Origin of the sequence: Duffyella gerundensis (genome assembly GCF_001517405.1) — a bacterium.
Classification (GTDB): domain Bacteria; phylum Pseudomonadota; class Gammaproteobacteria; order Enterobacterales; family Enterobacteriaceae; genus Duffyella; species Duffyella gerundensis.
Genome location: NZ_LN907827.1, coordinates 2,878,627 through 2,896,667 on the forward strand (window position 1 = coordinate 2,878,627; position 18,041 = coordinate 2,896,667).

15 protein-coding genes are annotated in these 18,041 nt (G+C 55.7%); 5 read left to right on the plus strand and 10 right to left on the minus strand.

Annotated elements, in window-relative coordinates; all coding sequences use genetic code 11:
* The first annotated feature begins 132 nt into the window (after positions 1-132).
* Together treB and EM595_RS13295 are read left to right on the plus strand one after the other, a co-directional pair.
* The gene (treB, locus tag EM595_RS13290; protein ID WP_067435477.1) at positions 133-1,551 is read left to right on the plus strand and encodes a PTS trehalose transporter subunit IIBC; all 1,419 of its coding nucleotides are present in this window, start codon (positions 133-135) and stop codon (positions 1,549-1,551) included.
* A gap of 12 nt (positions 1,552-1,563) precedes the next feature.
* A complete protein-coding gene (locus tag EM595_RS13295) occupies positions 1,564-3,213 on the plus strand; it encodes an alpha,alpha-phosphotrehalase (protein WP_067432939.1) in 1,650 nt (549 codons plus the stop codon).
* A gap of 49 nt (positions 3,214-3,262) precedes the next feature.
* Here EM595_RS13295 and purL read toward each other — a convergent pair whose 3' ends face one another.
* On the minus strand, positions 3,263-7,153 hold the full coding sequence (gene purL, locus EM595_RS13300) for a phosphoribosylformylglycinamidine synthase (RefSeq protein ID WP_067432941.1): 3,891 nt from the start codon (positions 7,151-7,153) through the stop codon (positions 3,263-3,265).
* A 270-nt stretch (positions 7,154-7,423) separates the two neighbouring features.
* Here purL and mltF point away from each other — a divergent pair, with 270 nt between their 5' ends.
* A complete protein-coding gene (gene mltF / locus EM595_RS13305; RefSeq protein WP_067435480.1) occupies positions 7,424-8,881 on the plus strand; it encodes a membrane-bound lytic murein transglycosylase MltF in 1,458 nt (485 codons plus the stop codon).
* Here the strand turns inward: mltF and tadA are convergent.
* The gene (gene tadA, locus EM595_RS13310; RefSeq protein WP_067435484.1) at positions 8,878-9,372 is read right to left on the minus strand and encodes a tRNA adenosine(34) deaminase TadA; all 495 of its coding nucleotides are present in this window, start codon (positions 9,370-9,372) and stop codon (positions 8,878-8,880) included. The genes mltF and tadA overlap by 4 nt on opposite strands.
* A gap of 62 nt (positions 9,373-9,434) precedes the next feature.
* Positions 9,435-10,073 (minus strand): phosphatidylglycerophosphatase C, encoded by a 639-nt coding sequence (gene yfhb / locus EM595_RS13315; RefSeq protein WP_067432942.1) that lies wholly within the window; start codon positions 10,071-10,073, stop codon positions 9,435-9,437.
* A 225-nt stretch (positions 10,074-10,298) separates the two neighbouring features.
* On the opposite strand from yfhb, the gene EM595_RS13320 reads away from it, so the two are divergent.
* Positions 10,299-11,138, plus strand: a complete 840-nt coding sequence (locus tag EM595_RS13320) for a MurR/RpiR family transcriptional regulator (RefSeq protein ID WP_067432945.1) — start codon at positions 10,299-10,301, stop codon at positions 11,136-11,138.
* Between the two features lie 57 nt (positions 11,139-11,195).
* A complete protein-coding gene (locus tag EM595_RS13325; RefSeq protein ID WP_067432948.1) occupies positions 11,196-11,444 on the plus strand; it encodes a YfhL family 4Fe-4S dicluster ferredoxin in 249 nt (82 codons plus the stop codon).
* Here EM595_RS13325 and acpS read toward each other — a convergent pair whose 3' ends face one another.
* From acpS to lepA, 7 genes are all read right to left on the minus strand, one after another.
* Positions 11,445-11,825 carry a holo-ACP synthase gene (acpS, locus tag EM595_RS13330; RefSeq protein WP_067432950.1) on the minus strand — a complete coding sequence of 127 codons (381 nt, stop codon included), beginning with the start codon at positions 11,823-11,825 and terminating at the stop codon, positions 11,445-11,447.
* On the minus strand, positions 11,825-12,556 hold the full coding sequence (gene pdxJ / locus EM595_RS13335) for a pyridoxine 5'-phosphate synthase (protein ID WP_067432953.1): 732 nt from the start codon (positions 12,554-12,556) through the stop codon (positions 11,825-11,827). Before pdxJ ends, acpS begins: the two co-directional genes overlap by 1 nt.
* 61 nt (positions 12,557-12,617) lie before the next feature.
* Positions 12,618-13,352 carry a DNA repair protein RecO gene (gene recO, locus EM595_RS13340; protein WP_067432955.1) on the minus strand — a complete coding sequence of 245 codons (735 nt, stop codon included), beginning with the start codon at positions 13,350-13,352 and terminating at the stop codon, positions 12,618-12,620.
* A 12-nt stretch (positions 13,353-13,364) separates the two neighbouring features.
* Positions 13,365-14,270: a GTPase Era gene (gene era / locus EM595_RS13345; RefSeq protein WP_067432958.1), complete on the minus strand. Its 906-nt coding sequence runs from the start codon at positions 14,268-14,270 to the stop codon at positions 13,365-13,367.
* On the minus strand, positions 14,267-14,947 hold the full coding sequence (rnc, locus tag EM595_RS13350; RefSeq protein ID WP_067432961.1) for a ribonuclease III: 681 nt from the start codon (positions 14,945-14,947) through the stop codon (positions 14,267-14,269). Before rnc ends, era begins: the two co-directional genes overlap by 4 nt.
* A 137-nt stretch (positions 14,948-15,084) precedes the next feature.
* Positions 15,085-16,059 carry a signal peptidase I gene (lepB, locus tag EM595_RS13355; RefSeq protein ID WP_067432964.1) on the minus strand — a complete coding sequence of 325 codons (975 nt, stop codon included), beginning with the start codon at positions 16,057-16,059 and terminating at the stop codon, positions 15,085-15,087.
* 9 nt (positions 16,060-16,068) lie between these two features.
* Positions 16,069-17,868: a translation elongation factor 4 gene (gene lepA, locus EM595_RS13360; protein WP_067432967.1), complete on the minus strand. Its 1,800-nt coding sequence runs from the start codon at positions 17,866-17,868 to the stop codon at positions 16,069-16,071.
* Positions 17,869-18,041: the final 173 nt, after the last annotated feature.

The following is an 18,041-nucleotide window of genomic DNA, read 5'->3' on the forward strand; positions in this document are numbered from 1 at the left end:
CACAAAATAAGCGCAGCGGCAGCGCAAAAGTGTGAGCCATGCCAAAAACGGGAACGTTCCCACTATGATGTCATCACATTGAGTTATATTTTCTGCCCGCAACTTAATTCCCTTATGCTTTGGCAGGTTTTTATGACAAAAAGTAACGTACAGGATGTCGATCGGCTGATTGCGCTGGTGGGTGGACGGGAGAACATCGCCACGGTTAGCCACTGTATTACCCGCCTGCGCTTCGTGCTGCATGCGCCAGAACTGGCCGATCCGCGCGCGATCGATGAATTGCCCATGGTAAAGGGCAGCTTTACTACTGCCGGGCAGTTTCAGGTGGTGATTGGCACCGACGTTGACAGCTGGTTTGCCCTGCTCACACAGCAACTGCCAGCGGGCGATAACAACCGTGATGAGGTTCGCCGCGCCGCACGGGAAAATATGCGCTGGCATGAGGCGATCATTTCGCATTTTGCCGAGATCTTCTTCCCGCTGTTGCCTGCTCTGATCAGCGGCGGCCTGATTCTCGGCTTCCGCAATCTGATCGGCGATGTGCCGCTGTTTGGCGACGCGCCGCTGATTGAAGGTCATCCGTTCTGGAAAAACGCCTATGACTTTTTATGGCTAATTGGTGAAGCGATCTTCTTTTATCTGCCGGTGGGCATCTGCTGGTCAACGGTGAAAAAAATGGGCGGCACGCCGGTGCTGGGTATTGTGCTCGGCATTACGCTGGTGTCGCCACAGTTGATGAACGCCTATTTGCTGGGCCAACAACTGCCAGAAGCCTGGAACTTTGGCCTGTTTAGCGTGGAAAAAGTGGGTTATCAGGCGCAGGTGATCCCGTCACTGCTGGCCGCCATGACGCTGGCGTGGATCGAACTTCGTCTGAAGCGGCTGATCCCTGACTATCTGCATCTGGTACTGGTGCCAGTCACCTCACTCATCCTTGCGGTATTCCTTGCACACAGCCTGATTGGCCCTTTTGGCCGCATGCTGGGCGATGGCGTGGCGTGGGTGGTTAAGATGCTGATGACCGGCAGCTTTGCCCCGCTCGGCGCGGCACTGTTTGGCTTTTTCTATGCGCCATTGGTGATTACCGGCGTGCATCAAACCACGCTGGCGATCGACCTGCAGCTCATTCAAAATCTTGGCGGCACACCAGTGTGGCCGATTATCGCCCTCTCCAATATTGCGCAGGGTTCTGCGGTGCTGGGCATCATTCTTATTGGCCGTAAAACCAAAGAGCGTGATGTTGCAATTCCAGCCGCCCTTTCCGCTTTTCTGGGCGTCACCGAACCGGCGATGTACGGCATCAACATGAAATACCGTTATCCCATGTTATGCGCGATGGTAGGTGCTGCCTGCGGCGGGCTGATTTGTGGCAGCTTCGGCGTGCTGGCCAACAGCATTGGCGTCGGCGGACTGCCGGGCATCCTCTCCATTCAACCCGCATTCTGGCAGATTTTCAGCCTGGCTATGCTGGTCTCGATTGTGGTTCCTCTGCTGTTAACCTCCATGATCTACCGACGCCAGGCGCGTCTGCAGACTGACAACGCAATTTAACAAGGATGTTTTATGCTTGAGCACATTCACTGGTGGCAAAACGGCGTCATCTATCAAATCTATCCACGCAGCTTTCAGGACAGCACCGGCAGTGGCACCGGCGATATTCAGGGGATTATTCAGCGGCTTGATTACCTGCAATGGCTGGGCGTAAGCGCCCTGTGGCTGACGCCCATTTATCGCTCGCCGCAGGTAGATAACGGCTATGACGTCGCGGATTACCGCGCTATCGATCCCGACTTTGGCACCATGGCCGATTTTGAGCAGCTGGTGGCGGAGGCGCACGTAAGGGATATGCGTATCATTATGGACATGGTGTTTAATCACACCTCAACCGCGCACGCCTGGTTTCAGGCGGCCCAGGATCGCAGCAGCCCATGGCGCGACTTTTATATCTGGCGCGACGGCGTGGCGGGCAATCCCCCCAATAACTGGCACTCTAAATTTGGTGGTTCCGCCTGGCAATGGCATGAGGCCAGCGCGCAATATTATCTGCACTCATTTGCGGCTGAGCAGGCGGATCTCAACTGGGAAAACCCGCTGGTTCGCGAGGAGCTGAAGGCAATTTGTCATTTCTGGGCGGATAAAGGCGTTGATGGCCTGCGGCTTGACGTGATCAATCTGGTTTCCAAACACCCCGACTTTCCTGACGATCACGAAGGTGATGGCCGCCGTTATTACACCGATGGGCCAGCCATTCATCAGTTTTTGCAGGAGATGAGCCGTGATGTTTTCCAGCCGCGCGGGCTGATGACCGTGGGTGAAATGTCTTCCACTTCGCTTGCGCATTGCCAGCGTTATGCCCAACTCGATGGTCAGGAGCTGTCGATGACCTTTAATTTTCATCACCTGAAGATCGATTATCCAGCAGGCAACAAATGGGCACGCGGTACGCCTGATATCGTTGGGCTGAAGCGGCTATTCAGTGAATGGCAGCAGGGCATGCACAATCAGGCATGGAACGCGCTGTTCTGGTGTAACCACGATCAGCCGCGCATTGTTTCCCGGCTTGGCGATGAACAGACCGCCTCAGCAAAAATGCTGGCGATGGTGCTGCACGGCATGCAGGGCACGCCTTACCTCTATCAGGGTGAGGAGATCGGCATGACCAATCCACACTTCACTGCGATTGAAGATTATCGCGATGTGGAGAGCCTGAACGCCTGGCGCGAGTTGCGGGAGCGTGGCGTCAGCGAAGCGGACGCGCTGGCCATTCTGGCGCAGAAATCGCGCGATAATGGCCGTACGCCGATGCAATGGCACAGCGGACCACAGGCCGGTTTTACCCGCGGTGAGAGCTGGATAGGCGTTGCCGATAATTTTTCACGTATTAACGTCGCACAGGCCATTGCCGATGATGATGCCGTGCTGCACCGCTATCGCGAACTGATCAAGCTGCGCAAAACGCTGCCGGTGCTGACCTTTGGTGATTATACCGACCTGGCACCGGAAGACGCTGCGCTCTGGTGTTATGAACGCCGCTGGCATCAGCAACGGTTGCGGGTAATCGCCAATCTGTCTGCCGAGCCCGTGTCGGTAGCCGCCGCGCTGGTGCCCGATCTGGCCGACTGGCAGCCGATGTTCGACAGCGACCAGAGCCGCGATTTCTGCAACTGCGGCGAGCTGATGCCGTGGCAGGCTTGCTGGTTCCTGAAAAATTAGGCAAAAAAAAGCCCCGCAGGTTATCTGCGGGCCGATTGGCAGTTGCTCGTTAGCCGAGTTGCTTGCGGGCATTACGGAACATACGCATCCATGGGCTATCTTCGCCCCACTCCTTCGGATGCCATGAGTTGCTCACCGTGCGGAATACGCGCTCCGGATGCGGCATCATAATGGTGACGCGACCGCTTTCATTGGTCACCGCCGTAATGCCGTTCGGTGAGCCGTTCGGATTCGCCGGATAGTGTTGCGTCACCTTGCCGTGATTATCGACAAAACGCAGCGCCACCAGGCCAGCAGATTCCAGCGTGGCCAGATGCTGGCTGTCGCGAACCTCAACAAAGCCTTCGCCATGCGATACCGCAATCGGCATCCGCGATCCGACCATGCCATCCAGCAGCAACGACGGGCTGGCCGCAACTTCAACCAGGCTGAAGCGCGCTTCAAAACGTTCTGACTGGTTGCGTACAAAACGCGGCCAGCTATCACTGCCGGGAATCAGCTCGCGCAGATTTGACATCATCTGGCAGCCGTTGCACACGCCCAGTGCCAGCGTTTGCGGGCGGTGGAAGAAGGTTTCAAACTCATCGCGCACACGATTGTTGAACAGGATCGATTTGGCCCAGCCCTCGCCTGCGCCCAGCACGTCGCCATAAGAGAATCCGCCACAGGCGACCAGCGCCTGCACATCATCCAGACCGCGACGGCCCGCCAGCAGATCGCTCATGTGCACGTCAACGGCTTCAAAGCCCGCGCGATGAAACGCTGCGGCCATTTCGACATGAGAGTTAACGCCCTGCTCGCGCAGCACTGCCACTTTTGGCCGTGCACCCTTAGCGATATAGGGCGCGGCAACATCCTCTTGTGGACGGAAGGTCAGCGCAACGTTAAGCCCGGGATCCTGATCGCTCTGCTTCGCCTCATGCTCCTGATCGGCGCAAAGCGGATTGTCACGTAAGCGCTGCATCTGCCAGGTGGTTTCTGCCCACCAGACGCGCAGGGTAGTACGGCTTTCGCTGTACACCGGCTTATCGCCAGCGGCGATCACAAAGCGATCGCCCTGCGTCGCCTGACCGATAACGTGCACACAATCCGCCAGACCGTGCTGCGTGAAGCACGCCTGCACCGCCGCGAGATCGGCGTGAGCGATCTGAATCACCGCGCCCAGTTCTTCGTTGAACAGCGCGGCCAGCGCATCATTGCCCAGCGCGGCAATATCGACCTCAACGCCGCAATGACCGGCAAAGGCCATTTCAGCCAGCGTGACCAGCAGGCCACCATCAGAACGATCGTGATAGGCCAGCAGTTTGTCGTCGGCCACCAGCGACTGGATGGCATTAAAGAAGCCCGCCAGCTGCGTGGCATCGCGCACGTCAGCCGGTTTATCGCCCAGCTGACGATAGACCTGAGCCAGCGCGGTGGCGCCGAGCGCATTATGCCCTTTACCCAGATCGATTAACAACAGAGCGTTGTCGTGCTGCGGATGCAGCTGAGGCGTGACGGTGCGGCGCACATCCTCCACTCGTGCAAAGGCAGTGATCACCAGCGACAGCGGCGAGGTCATTTCGCGCTGTTCGGTGCCCTGCTGCCAGCGGGTTTTCATCGACATCGAATCTTTACCCACCGGAATAGTGATGCCCAGCGCCGGACAGAGCTCTTCGCCCACCGCTTTCACCGCAGCATAGAGCCCGGCATCTTCGCCCGGATGACCGGCCGCGGCCATCCAGTTAGCAGAGAGCTTCACGCGTTTCAGCGAGCCGATCTGCGTGGCGGCGATGTTGGTCAGGGCTTCGCCTACGGCCAGACGGCCTGAGGCGGCAAAATCGAGCAATGCCACCGGGGCGCGCTCGCCCAGCGAGAAGGCTTCACCGTGATAGCTGTCGAGGCTGGCGGTGGTCACCGCGCAGTTCGCTACCGGAATCTGCCACGGGCCGACCATCTGATCGCGCGCCACCATGCCTGTCACGCTGCGGTCGCCAATGGTGATCAAAAAGGTTTTTTCCGCCACGGTCGGCAGATGCAGCACGCGCTTAACCGCCTCTTCCAGCGTGATGGCGTCGCGTTGCAGCGCTTCACCCGCAGCCTGCAGACTCTCGACGTCGCGCGTCATTTTTGGCGTTTTGCCCAGCAGCACATCCAGCGGCATGTCGATTGGCGTGTTGCCGAAATGAGCATCCTCCAGCGTGAGGTGCAGCGCTTCAGTGGCTTCACCAATCACCGCATAAGGCGCACGCTCGCGCTGACAGAGCTGGTCAAAAAGCGCCAGTTTGTCCGGATCCACCGCCAGCACATAACGCTCCTGCGATTCATTACACCAGACTTCCAGCGGACTCATGCCCGGCTCGTCGTTGAGAATATCGCGCAGGTTAAAACGGCCGCCACGCTCGCCATCGCTGACCAGTTCCGGCATGGCATTAGAGAGTCCGCCCGCGCCAACGTCGTGGATAAACAGAATCGGGTTGGCTTCGCCCAGCTGCCAGCAGCGATCGATCACTTCCTGACAGCGGCGTTCCATTTCCGGGTTATCACGCTGAACCGATGCGAAATCGAGATCGGCATCGGACTGACCGGACGCCATAGAAGAGGCAGCGCCGCCGCCCAGCCCGATGTTCATCGCCGGGCCGCCAAGCACGATCAGTTTCGCGCCGATGGTGATCTCGCCTTTTTGCACGTGATCGGCACGAATATTACCAATGCCGCCCGCCAGCATGATCGGCTTGTGATAGCCGCGCAGCTCCGTGCCATTATGGCTGTTCACGCGCTCTTCATAGGTGCGGAAATAGCCGGTCAGCGCCGGACGACCAAATTCGTTGTTAAACGCGGCGCCGCCCAGCGGCCCGTCGGTCATGATATCCAGCGCGGTAACGATGCGATCCGGCTTGCCAAAATCTTCTTCCCACGGCTGTTCAAAACCGGGAATACGCAGGTTGGAAACGGAAAAACCCGCCAGCCCCGCTTTTGGTTTAGCACCGCGTCCGGTGGCGCCTTCATCGCGAATTTCACCGCCGGAACCGGTCGCTGCGCCTGGCCACGGAGAAATGGCCGTTGGGTGGTTGTGGGTTTCCACTTTCATCAGAATATGCGCCTCTTCCTGATGAAAGTCGTACACGCCTTTTTCCGCATCGGCATAAAACCGGCCTACCGCCGAGCCTTCCATTACCGCGGCGTTGTCTTTATAGGCCGACAGCACGTAATCCGGGGTTTTCTCGAAGGTGTTTTTGATCATTTTAAACAGCGATTTAGGCTGCTTTTCACCGTCAATGATCCAGTCGGCGTTAAAAATCTTGTGGCGGCAGTGCTCAGAGTTAGCCTGCGCAAACATGTAGAGTTCGATGTCGTTCGGGTTGCGCCCCAGCCGTTCAAACGCGGTTAGCAGATAGTCGATCTCATCATCAGCCAGCGCCAGGCCCAGCTTGCGGTTCGCCTCTTCCAGCGCAACGCGGCCTGCGCCCAGCACATCAACGCTTTGCAGCGGCTGCGGCTCATGGTGTGCGAACAGCTGTTCAGCCTCGGCGAAATCGGTGAATACGGTTTCCATCATTCGATCGTGCAGCAGTGCAGCCAGCTGCTGCCACTGCGTCTCGGTCAGGCTGGTCGCCTGAAGATAAAAAGCCATACCGCGCTCAAGCCGTTTTACCTGGGGCAAATCGCAGTTGTGCGCAATATCAGTGGCTTTTGATGACCACGGAGAAATGGTTCCCGGACGCGGCGTAACCAGCAGCAAACGCCCTTGTGGCGCATGCTCAGCAAGAGAAGGACCATATTTTAGAAGGCGTTGCAGACGGGCTTTTTCTTCCGCATTCAGCGCAGTGCTGACATCGGCGAAATGGACGTACTCGGCGTAAATATCACTCACTGGCAGGTGAGCATCCTGAAAGAGCGACAGCAGTTTGGTAATACGAAATGCCGACAGAGCGGGCGAACCACGCAGAATTTCCATCATAAAGATCTCTCGTCTCGAAGCGCCGGGCGACGACGCTTCTGTGGGCGCAACAGGGGAAAACGGGCGGTATTATAGAGAATCGACCCGCGTTACGAAACCGTTTGCGCATTATTTCTCGCATGCGGGATTTGGCTGAATTTTGCGCAAAACATGCTTTATAAGTTGCTCTGGTCCGGTGAGTTGCGCAAAATGCTCCACGCTCTGGGAATCAGCACATTAAAAAAACTGCCTAAAAAGACAGAGGCCTTTGAGCCGCCGAGAGATAAACATTTGAAACGCCTAAAATTTAATTACCTGCTGATCGGTCTGATCACCGTGCTGCTTGCTGTAGCGCTGTGGCCTGCGATTCCCTGGTATGGGAGTGCGCAAGACAAGATTGCAGAGATAAAATCGCGGGGAGTGCTGCGTATCAGTACCATCAATTCCCCGTTGACTTACTACACCATTAATAATGCACCTGCGGGAATGGACTATGAACTGGCAAAACGTTTTGCGGATTATTTAGGCGTCAAGCTACAGGTAACGGTTCATCAGAACCTCAACGAGCTGTTTGACGACCTTGACGATGGCAAAGCCGATCTGCTGGCAGCAGGTCTGATTTACAACAGTGAACGACTGGCACGCTTTCGCACCGGTCCCAGCTACTATTCGGTTTCGCAGCAGCTGGTTTACCGAATCGGTAAGCCGCGCCCGAAAAACATCGGCGATCTAAAAGGTCGGCTAACGGTGGCGTCTGGCTCTGCCTATTTGTCCACGCTGCGCAGCGTTAAAGAGCAGGAATATCCTGATCTCGACTGGGCGATCTCAACCGATCAAAGCCCCAAAATGCTGTTGGAAGCAGTTGCGGATGGCAAGCTTGATTACACCATTGGCGATTCGGTGACGGTGGGCATGCTGCAACGCATTCATCCGCAGCTGGCGGTCGCCTTCGATATTACTGACGAAGAGCCCGTCACCTGGTATATGCAGCGCGAGCAGGATGACAGCCTGAATGCCGCCATGCTCGACTTTTTCAGTCAGATGGGCGAAGAAGGCGCGATGGCGCGACTGGAAGAGAAATATCTCGGCCACGTCGGCACCTTCGATTACGTCGATACGCGCACTTTCCTGCGCGCCATCGATAACACGCTTCCTGATATCAAACCGCTGTTTGAAAAGTATGCCAGCGCCATCGACTGGCGACTGCTGGCGGCAATCTCTTATCAGGAATCGCACTGGAATCCGCAGGCGACGTCGCCAACCGGCGTGCGCGGTATGATGATGTTGACGCGCAATACCGCCGACAGCCTGCAGGTTGCCGATCGGCTGGACGCAGAACAAAGCATTCGCGGCGGCAGTGAGTATTTACGCCGGATGATGGAGAAAGTGCCAGAAACCGTGCCGGAAGATGAACGCATCTGGTTTGCCCTCGCCGCGTATAACATGGGCTATGCGCATATGCTGGATGTGCGCAAACTCACCGCGAAGCAAGGCGGCAATCCCGACAGCTGGGCCGACGTTAAGCTGCGCTTGCCTATGCTGAGCCAGAAACGCTATTACACGCAAACCACCTATGGCTACGCGCGCGGGCATGAAGCCTACGCCTATGTGGAGAATATCCGTAAGTATCAGATCAGTCTGGTGGGATATCTGCAGGATCAGGACAGGAAGCTGGCGCAGCGCGCTGCAACCGAAGCGGAGCTGGGCAAAGGTTATCCGGCCGTGCAGCCGGACATTGCGATGAATTAATTCGTTTTACTGGCGAGGCGTAGCGCGCGCTTCTGTTCACGGCGCATACGAAAGAAGTCACTTAGCATTGCGGCGCACTCGCTAGCCAGCACGCCGTGCTCGATAGTCACCTGATGGTTCATGCCAGGATGGCGCATGACATCAAGCAGCGATCCCGCCGCGCCGGTTTTCTCATCGCGGGCGCCAAACACCAGCCGCGTGATGCGGCTGTGGATCATCGCTCCTGCGCACATAACGCACGGCTCGAGCGTGACATACAGCGTGGTGTCCAGCAGCCGATAATTCTCCAGCACCTTGCCGCCCTGGCGCAGCGCCATCATCTCGGCATGCGCGGTGGGATCGTGCTGGCCAATAGGCCGGTTCCAGCCTTCACCAATCACGCGTTCGCCCTGCACCAGCACCGCCCCAACCGGCACTTCGCCCTGCTCCCAGGCGCGCTGGGCCAGACCGAGCGCATGGCGCATCCAGTGTTCGTCATTCAACTCGCTCACCCTGCTCTCCGGCACCATAAAGCGCGGCATTATAACGGCATTACCAATAAACTCCAGCCGCCTTACTCCAGCTGCTGCAGCTCACCCTGCGGCGTGACCCGCCAGCGGTGCTGGCAGAAAAACAGCAGCGGGTTATCCTGTTTGCTGTCGCTGTAACCGCTGTAAAGCTGGAGCGGCGTGCCGATTTGCTCCTCCAGCTGAGCCACTTTTTCATGGCCCAGACAGCGCATGGCGAGCACGCGTCCGCCTGCCCCACGACGCATCTGGCTGGCGATAAGTTTGACACGTGGCAAAAAGGCGGAATCGAAATAGACTTTCTCCACCAGCGGCTGCGGGGAGCCGGTGATCAGCCAGACATCCGCGTCTTCGCTGCTGAGGTAATCGGTCAGACGCTGCTGTACCACCGGAAATGCGGTAACACGCTGGCGAAACCAGACGGCGAACGCCTCCTCGCGCGCCAGCAGCTGCCGCTCGCTATGGCCAAAGGTAATCGCCCATAACAGCAGGCTCATCGGCCAGCGTGCCGCGCGGCCTTTAATCAACAGGCCCAATCCGATTACCGGCAGCAGCGGCACCACCAGCAACAGATTCAGCGGCTGACGCCAGAGAAGGTAGCGCATAAAGGTGCCGAACATATCCTGCTGATGCAGCGTGCCGTCCAAATCGAAAAATACTACCCGTCGTTGCGTACCTTTTGTCAAACCGCTCTCCTTTGGGTTTACCTGTTTATTGCAGCTACAAGTGTAGCCCTCAACCGCCGTCGGGGAAAAATTGATGATTCACCCCGCCGACCGCTTTTAATTCTCGTGATAAAGGCCGTTAACGAATAGATTATTCGTTCAGTGCCTTTGTGGCGTCGCATTATCAGAAACAGCCGGTCTACACTTACCGATAGTCCGCTGTTTGTCTTCGATAAAGGAAAGAGTATGAGTTGTTTGCTGCGAATCCGTCAGCTTTATCCGCGTCTGGCGATCAATGAGCGGCGTCTGGCTGATTTTCTGCTGTCGCAGCCGGAACAGGCGCGCCATCTCAGCTCGCAGCAGGTCGCGGAAGAAGCGGGCGTCAGTCAGTCGAGCGTAGTGAAATTTGCGCAAAAGCTGGGCTATCGTGGCTTTACCGCGCTGAAGGTCGCACTGAGTGAGTCGCTGGCTGATAAAGCCGCCATCACCGTCTATAACCAGATCCTGAGCGATGATTCGCTAAAGGTGGTAGGTGAAAAGCTGTTAACTGAAAAAACGGCGGCTATTCGCGCCACGCTTGATATCAACAGCGAAGAGAGGTTGCAGGAGATGTTGCAACTGCTGAAGCAGGCGCATCGCATTGTGCTGGTGGGCATTGGCGCATCCGGCCTGGTGGCCAAAGATTTTTCATGGAAGCTGATGAAAATTGGTCTGAATGCAGTGGCTGAACAGGATATGCATGCGCTGCTGGCTAGCGTGCAGGCATTGCAGCCGGACGATGTGCTGTTAGCGATCTCTTACAGCGGTGAGCGGCGCGAGATTAATCTGGCGGCTCAGGAAGCGCAGCGCGCCGGTGCCCACGTGCTGGCCTTTACCGGCTTTACGCCGAACACGTTGCAGCAGCTGGCATCGCACTGTCTTTATACGGTGGCGGAAGAGCAAAACTCACGTAGTGCCGCTATCTCATCAACCAGTGCGCAGCTGGCGTTGACCGACCTGCTGTTTATGGCGCTGATCCAGCACGATCCCGAACGCGCCTCCAGCCATATCAGGCAGAGCGAAGCGCTGGTAAAAAAGCTGGTTTGAACCGGATCAGCACGTATAATAACCGTGCTTTTTGTCCTGTTATTGATTGAGTGAAAAATGGCGCTGCTGATTACTGAAAAATGCATTAACTGTGACATGTGCGAACCTGAATGCCCTAATCAGGCGATCGCCATGGGTGCGGCGATCTACCAAATCGATCCGGCGCGCTGCACGGAATGCGTGGGCCATTACGATGAACCTACCTGCCAGAGCGTCTGCCCGATTAACCATACGATTATTAGCGATCCGCTATGGCAGGAGAGCAACGACGCGCTGTGGGACAAATTTGTACGGCTTCACCCCTGATTAGCTTTCGATAATCACCGTTGCACAGGCGTAGTTGCGCTCATCGGCCAGCGTCACGTGCACATGCTGAACGCCGAGTTTCTCCGCCACCACCGCGGCCTGCAGAAAAAAGCGCAGGCCCGGCTTGCCCAGTTCATCGTTGTAAACTTCAAACTGATTAAAAGCCAGGCCACCACGAATGCCGGTGCCAAACGCTTTGGCGGCAGCTTCTTTCACCGCAAAACGCTTGGCGAGAAAACGCACCGGCTGCTGGTGCGCCTGATACTGCTGCCATTCGTGATCGCTGAGCACGCGCCGGGCTAGCCGATCGCCGGAACGTGAAATCACGCCTTCGATACGGGTGATTTCAACAATGTCAGTGCCCAATCCTAAAATGGCCATTACCGACGCGCTTCCCGCATCAGCTGTTTCATTTCGCGCACCGCTTCCGCCAGACCGCTAAACAGGGCACGACCAATAATGGCGTGACCAATGTTCAGCTCGTGCATTTCCGGCAGCGCTGCAATCGGCTGTACATTATGATAAGTCAATCCGTGGCCCGCATTGACCTTGATGCCTTTGGCTGCGGCATAGGTTGCGGCACTGGCAATGCGCGCCAGCTCTGCGTCACGGGCGCTGCCCTCAGCAGCCTCGGCATAGGCACCGGTATGAATTTCGATGTAAGGCGCGCCAGCAGCAGCGGCGGCATCAATTTGCTGATGATCGGCATCGATAAACAGGGATACCAGAATGCCAGCATCGGAAAGGCGCTTAACGGCATGGGTAATTTTTTCCTGCTGTCCGGCTACATCCAGCCCACCTTCGGTGGTAACTTCCTGACGTTTTTCCGGCACCAGGCAACAGAAATGCGGTTTAACATGGCAGGCGATGTTAACCATTTCATCGGTGACTGCCATTTCCAGATTCATACGCGTCTGGATGGTTTCCCGCAGGATACGCACGTCGCGATCGGTGATGTGGCGGCGATCTTCACGCAGATGCACGGTAATACCGTCTGCACCCGCCTGTTCAGAAACAAAGGCAGCCTGCACCGGATCGGGATAGTGGGTGCCGCGCGCGTTACGCACGGTAGCGATGTGATCGATATTGATACCTAATAACAGCTCAGACATGACCATCCTCATTCGTTTTCACGATCCAATACGGTGTAAACCAGGCGGTTTCACCGTGACGTTATTCCTGCGGCGGTGGCGTCACCGCTCGCTTTTTGGGCACAAACTGGCGGAACAGCTCATGGCTCTTCAGCGGTTTACCACCAAGATAGGGTTTTAATGCGATGCGGGTAAAGCGTTTAGCGGCTCGCAGTGTGTCAGCATCGGGAAACTCACGCTGGCACAATGCCATCAGCTGACGCCCGGTGAAACTGCGGTTATTAACCACCAGGCTGGCAATAAAGCCCTTCTCTTCACGATAGCTGTAGGTCATCTCATCGCTGACCTCTTCGCCGCTGCCAGCGCAGTGCAGAAAATCAACGCCATAACCAAGATGGCCCAGCAGCGCCAGCTCGAAACGGCGCAGCGCAGGTTCAGGGGAACCTTCGCCAGCGGCCAGCTGTTGCAGACAGTGAAGATAATCAAAGAAGAGTTCGGAAAACGGCGTTTCCGATTCCAGTACGCGGGCCACCAGCTCATTGACGTAGAGGCCGCAGTAAAGGGTAATGCCCTGCAAAGGCAGTGCCAGCGATACCGCTTCGGCGTTGCGCAGCGTTTTCATTTCGCCACGACCGCCCCAGCGTACCAGCAGAGGAGTAAAAGGTTGCAGAGCGCCTTTCAGATTTGAACGCCGGGAACGCGCGCCTTTTGCCAGCACGCGGACCCGACCCTGACCTTCAGTGAACAGGTCAAGGAGCAGACTGGTTTCACTGTAAGGGCGACTGTGCAGAACGAATGCGCGTTGCCAGCCTTCCATTCAGCTCAACTCTCAGAGATCGTCGACGTAGCCCAGGCTGCGCAACGCACGTTCGTCGTCCGCCCAACCAGATTTCACCTTCACCCACAGCTCAAGGTGAACCTTCGCCTCAAACATCTCTTCCATATCTTTACGCGCTTCAATACCGATGGTTTTGATTTTTGAGCCTTTATTACCGATAACCATTTTTTTCTGGCCTTCGCGCTCAACCAAAATCAGGCCGTTGATATCGTAACCACCGCGCTCATTGGTAATGAAACGTTCGATCTCAACCGTTACCGAATAAGGCAATTCAGCACCGAGGAAACGCATCAACTTTTCACGGATGATCTCGGACGCCATAAAGCGCTGTGAACGGTCGGTGATGTAATCTTCCGGGAAATGATGGTCGGCAACGCGCAGACGTTTACGAACGATTTGCGCAATGGTATCGACGTTCTTGCCGCTTTCCGCGGAGATCGGCACCATATCCATAAAGTCCATCTGCTGGCTGAGAAACTGCATATGCGGCAGCAGAATCGACTTATCAGTAATATTGTCGACCTTGTTGATCGCCAGCAGCACCGGCACTTTGTTATCTTTCAGCTTGTTCAGCACCATCTCGTCGTCGGCGGTCCAGCGCGTGCCTTCCACGACAAAGATCACCAGTTCAACGTCACCGATAGAACTGCTGGCCGCGCGGTTCATCAACCGGTTGATGGCGCGTTTTTCTTCCATGTGCAGGCCGGGCGTATCCACGTAGATCGCCTGATAGACGCCTTCGGTATGGATGCCCATGATGCGGTGACGGGTGGTCTGCGGTTTGCGCGAGGTGATCGATACCTTCTGCCCAAGCAGCTGGTTTAACAGCGTCGATTTACCGACGTTGGGGCGGCCGACTATCGCAATAAAACCGCAGTAATTCTCTTGTTCGCTCATTCGAGTCCTAACTTAATCAGCGCCTGTTCGGCCGCTGCCTGTTCAGCTTTACGACGGCTGGAGCCTGTGCCAACCACAGGGTCCGCCATGCCGCTCACCTGACAGTGAATGGTAAATTCCTGGTCGTGCGCTTCGCCTCTGACCTGCACTACCAAATACGATGGCAGCGGTAAGTGGCGTCCCTGCAAAAATTCCTGCAGGCGCGTTTTGGGATCTTTTTGTTTGTCACCCGGGCTGATTTCATCCAACCGTGACTGATACCAGCTGAGGATTAGCCGCTCGACATTCTGAATATCGCTGTCGAGAAAAATGCCGCCAATCAGCGCTTCTACGGTATCGGCGAGAATAGATTCGCGACGGAAACCGCCGCTCTTTAACTCACCAGGCCCGAGGCGAAGACATTCGCCAAGGTCAAACTCTCGTGCCATTTCCGCCAGCGTATTGCCGCGCACCAGCGTGGCGCGCATACGGCTCATATCACCTTCATCCACACGGGGAAAACGGTGATAAAGCGCGTTAGCGATAACGTAGCTGAGAATAGAGTCGCCTAAAAATTCAAGACGCTCATTGTGTTTGCTGCTGGCACTGCGGTGCGTGAGTGCCTGCTGCAACAGATCCTGATGAATAAAAGTGTAGCCCAGTTTACGCTGGAGCTTAGTGATTACGATGGGGTTCATGCGATACCAATTTCTGTCATGCGACTATCTACTCTGCATACGGAACAGGGCTGAAAATCCAACACTAGCAGTTTCGTGTGCAGTGGTTCCCCGAAGGGAACCAACCTTGTTTCTGGCCGTTCAGCACGGGCGCAGAATTAATGGATGCCACCGATGCGGCTGAGGCGAACGCCAGTTGGCCATTCTCCCTCTTGCTTCTCGAAACTCATCCAGATTGCGGTGGCTTTACCCACCAAATTTCTTTCCGGTACAAAACCCCAGTAACGGCTGTCCGCGCTGTTATCACGGTTGTCACCCATCATGAAGTAATGCCCCTGCGGCACAATCCACGTCGCCTGCGGCTGACCCGGCTGCTGATAATACATGCTTGCCTGGCTTTGTGCCTGAGTGACCATCAGAATATTGTGCGTCACGTCGCCCAGCGTCTCTTTGCGCGTGGCCAGACGCAGTCCGCCCGGCATGGTTTTATCCTGTGGCATCTGATAAAAACCGTTGCCCGCTTCGTTGCCGCCGTAACCACTGAAGGTCTGGATGAAATCACTTGGCTGAACGTCAGAGTAAGTTACCGCCAGCGCCCGTGTACAGCCGCTGCCCTTGCTGCAATCCGGCGTGATAGTGACCGTTTTGCTGTCGGGATCGTAACTCACTTTGTCACCCGGTAAGCCCACTACGCGTTTGATGTAATCCACGCTCGGATCTTTAGGGTACTTAAATACCGCGACATCGCCACGCTTTGGATGACCGGTGGGAATCAGCGTCGTTTGCGTAATCGGATCTTTAATACCGTAGGCAAACTTCTCTACCAGGATAAAATCACCGATCAGCAGCGTCGGCATCATAGAGCCAGAAGGAATCTGAAACGGCTCATAGATAAACGAACGCACGATAAACACCACGGCCAGCACCGGAAACACCGATGCTGTAGTTTCCACCCAGCCCGGCTGTTTCGCCACGCTGCGCAGCGTTTTATCATCCAGCGCATCACCGGTCTGAGCCTGTGCTAACGCCTGTTTCGCCCGACGTTCTGGTGCCCACTTGAAACGATCGATACACCATACAATGCCGGTGACGAGCGTTGCGATAAACAGAATCAGGGCGAACATGTTTGCCATGGAATTTCCTTATTTGCTGTCTTTACCGACATGCAGAACGGCAAGGAACGCTTCCTGTGGCAACTCAACGTTACCCACCTGCTTCATGCGCTTCTTACCATCTTTCTGCTTCTGCAACAGTTTCTTCTTACGGCTAACGTCGCCACCATAGCATTTGGCAATAACGTTTTTACGCAGCTGTTTCACCGTTGAGCGGGCAATGACGTGGTTGCCAATTGCGGCCTGAATAGCGATATCAAACTGCTGGCGAGGGATCAGATCTTTCATCTTTTCCACCAGCTCGCGGCCACGATATTGCGAATTGTCGCGGTGAGTAATCAGCGCCAGCGCATCGACACGCTCGCCGTTAATCAGCACGTCAACACGCACCATGTCAGAGGTTTGAAAACGTTTGAAGTTATAATCGAGCGATGCATAGCCGCGCGATGTTGATTTCAGACGGTCGAAGAAGTCGAGAACCACTTCCGCCATCGGAATCTCATAGGTCAGCGCAACCTGCTTACCGTGATAAACCATGTTGGTCTGCACGCCGCGTTTTTCGATACACAGCGTGATCACGTTGCCGAGGAATTCCTGCGGCATCAACATGTGACACTCCGCAATCGGCTCACGCAGTTCCGCGACGTTGTTAAGCGGCGGCAGCTTGGATGGGCTATCCACATAAACCGTTTCACCCGCGGTGGTTTCAACTTCATAAACCACGGTAGGTGCGGTGGTGATCAGCTCAAGATCGTATTCACGCTCAAGACGTTCCTGAATGATCTCCATGTGCAGCAGACCAAGGAAGCCACAGCGGAAACCAAAGCCCAGCGCAGTTGAACTCTCTGGCTCATAGAACAGCGACGCATCGTTCAGGCTTAACTTGCCCAATGCATCACGGAAAGCTTCGTAATCATCTGAGCTAATTGGGAAAAGCCCGGCGTAAACCTGTGGCTTAACCTTTTTAAAGCCCGGCAGCGCTTTGTCTGCAGGATTACGCGATTGCGTTAAGGTATCACCGACGGGGGCGCCCAAAATATCTTTAATGGCGCAAACCAGCCAGCCAACTTCTCCGCACTTGAGCTCGTTGGTATCGACACGCTTTGGCGTGAAGATACCCAGACGATCGGCGTTGTAAACCTGGCCGGTGCTCATGACTTTAATTTTGTCGCCTTTGCGCATGGTGCCGTTTTTAATACGCACCAGCGATACCACGCCAAGATAGTTATCAAACCAGGAGTCGATAATCAGCGCCTGTAGCGGGCCATCCGCATCACCCTGCGGCGGTGGAATATCGCGCACCAAACGTTCCAGCACTTCCGGTACGCCAACGCCGGTTTTAGCCGAGCAGCGCACCGCATCGGTGGCATCGATGCCAACGATATCTTCAATCTCTTCTGCTACGCGCTCAGGGTCGGCTGCTGGCAGGTCGATTTTATTTAAAACCGGCACCACTTCCAGGTCCATTTCCATTGCGGTATAGCAGTTAGCCAGCGTCTGCGCCTCAACGCCCTGCCCGGCATCCACTACCAGCAATGCGCCTTCACACGCCGCCAGTGAGCGGGACACTTCATAAGAGAAGTCGACGTGGCCTGGCGTATCGATGAAGTTGAGCTGATAAACCTGTCCGTCTAACGCTTTATAATCCAGCGTGACGCTTTGCGCTTTAATAGTAATGCCACGCTCGCGCTCCAGATCCATAGAATCCAGAACCTGAGAGGCCATTTCACGTTCGGTCAAACCACCGCAAATTTGAATCAGGCGATCGGAAAGTGTGGATTTGCCGTGATCGATATGGGCGATGATGGAAAAATTTCTTATATGCTTCATTTATATGAATATCTTCGCGTATAAAATCAGTTGAGCATCTGAGCCAGACGCATCTGCGGAGAATGTATATCTCCCGCTATCCTGTCAGCCTCGTTAATGACGACGCATATTACACTGTTAGCGTCCGTCACGAAAGAAAGTAACTTGTCTGTGTACAAGAGATTACGGCAGGT